The following is a 2,108-nucleotide window of genomic DNA, read 5'->3' on the forward strand; positions in this document are numbered from 1 at the left end:
CGCAATGCTGCTGGCAGGCCAGCAACCAGCGTCGGTTGTTTGCTTGGTGTCAGGCGCAAAGCCCCTTAAACCGGGCGTTTCAGCTCTTGGCACGGGCGCTGCAATAGCTCTGGCAACAGACACTTGCCCAACCACGGAGCTGCCCATGACGCTTGCTGCCAAACAATCCCGACCCGCTGCCCCGGCTGAACTGGAGCAGATCTGGTTCACCCGTTGCCCGGTGCCGACCGCTTCCGGCATCGCCTACAAACTCGGTTGGCTCAGCGAAGAATTCGCCGCTGACGGCCTGCCGGTGTCGACCTTGCAGGAGGCCCGGCAACTGGGGCATCACCACTACGATCACGAGTTGCCGGGCCTGTTTCGCGAAGGCGGTAACGTACCGGCCCTGGCGGCACGTGCCGCTGGTGCGCCGAGTCGCCTGATCGGCCTGACCTGGATCGAAGAGTGGCAAACCATCCTGGTTCGCCCGGACTCCGGCATTCGTCGTCCGCAAGACCTAAAGGGCAAGCGTCTGGCGCTGCCGGCCTGGGGTGAAACCCGCCCCGGCAGCATCGCTCGGGCCATGAGCCTGCACGGCTACAAAGGCGCGTTGAGCCTGGCGGGGCTGGGCTTCGATGACGTCGAACTGGTGGAAGTGGCGCTGCAAAACCAGGAGCAGGCGGCGAATCCTCAAGAGGGCTTGCAACGCCTGTGGTCGGGCCTCGATTACCTGGTGCGCGGTGAAGTCGACGCGGTGTACGTCAAAGGCGCGTCCGCCGCCGATGCCGCGCGGCGTCTCGGGCTGGTGGTGGGCATTGATCTCGACCTGATCGCCGAGCCGCGCTATCGCATCAACAATGGCACGCCGCGCCCGATCACGGTCCACCAGAGCCTGCTGGACAACCATTTCGACCTGGTCGTGCGCTTCCTCGCGCAAACCCTCAGCGCCGCCGATTGGGCAGCGAACAATCGCGAGGCGCTGAACGCGATTCTCGAAGAAGAAACCCGCGCCGGCAGTGCCGGTGTCGCCGAAGCCTATCGCGGTGAATTCCACACCACGCTGGCGCCTGACCTGTCGGCACAGCGTCTGGAATTTCTCGATACCCAAAAAGACTTCCTTTACCTGCACGGCTTCCTCGAACGCGATTTTTCCATCGCCGACTGGGTCGATCCGCGCCCGTTGCAAGCCGCCCATGAACTGTTGGCCAAGCGCCGCGCCTGACTCTGGAGAATTGCCATGACCGTCCTCATCAACGAACAACTGATCAGCGAAGAACTGAAGAACTTCATCGACAAGGTGCTGATCGAGGCTGAAGAAGCCTTCACCGTGTTCCGTGAAACCAACACCATCACCGCCAACGGCACCGTTGGTTTCATTGAGCGCGTACCGGGCCAGGAACTGCTGGTGTCGGTGAACTACGGCGGCCCGTGGAATTACCGCAAGCCGCTGCAAGCCACGGTCACCGACTTCGAAGGCAAGGTGATCTTCGGCAAAGGCAAGGGTGGGTTGGGGCGTTACACCAAACTGTTCCAGCAACATGCCGATGTGACCACCGTGTCCCATGTGCACTCGCCGTACCTCGGCGCCTGGGCGCAAACCCACCGCACGCTGCCGTTCCACTACGTGCCGGTGCAGCGTTATCAGCTCGCCCGGGAATTGCCGGTGTACATCGACCGCCGTCAGCCGGAAGTCGATTTCATCCTCGACAAGATTGCCGAAAACCCCTTCAACCTGGCGATTCTCGAAGCCAACGGCGGCTCCACCGTGTGGGGCAAACAGGGCCTGCGCGCCACTGCCGAATTCATCCTGTTGCTGGAGGAGGGCGCGCAACTGCAATTGCTCGCCGACGCCCTCGGCGGCTCCCGTGCCTATGGCCCTGGCGTGTTGACCCAGCAATGGAAAATGAGCGGCCTGTACGACAAAGCCACCGAGCTGGGCCTGGTGCCCGCGATCGACCGTCGTAGCTAACCCGGAGATTCCCCAGCCACCGCATCCACTGTAGGAGCCGGCTTGCTGGCGATAGGGCCCGAAAGATCGACGCAAGGTTCAAGGGCCTCATCGCCAGCAAGCCGGCTCCTACAAAGGTTGGCGTACACCGCTTGACCTGAACAAAACACAGACCCCCTGT

2 protein-coding genes are annotated in these 2,108 nt (G+C 62.6%); both read left to right on the forward strand.

Annotation, left to right across the window (positions count from 1 at the left end):
• Positions 1-145: 145 nt before the first annotated feature.
• Entirely contained in the window at positions 146-1,201 is a 1,056-nt protein-coding gene (locus KGA97_RS29340) for an ABC transporter substrate-binding protein (protein ID WP_192229260.1), read from the forward strand.
• Between the two features lie 15 nt (positions 1,202-1,216).
• On the forward strand, positions 1,217-1,948 hold the full coding sequence (locus tag KGA97_RS29345; protein WP_223413542.1) for a class II aldolase/adducin family protein: 732 nt from the start codon (positions 1,217-1,219) through the stop codon (positions 1,946-1,948).
• The last annotated feature ends 160 nt before the right edge of the window (positions 1,949-2,108 follow it).

Origin of the sequence: Pseudomonas sp. BF-B-15, from assembly GCF_019946675.1 — a bacterium.
Lineage (GTDB): Bacteria > Pseudomonadota > Gammaproteobacteria > Pseudomonadales > Pseudomonadaceae > Aquipseudomonas > Aquipseudomonas migulae.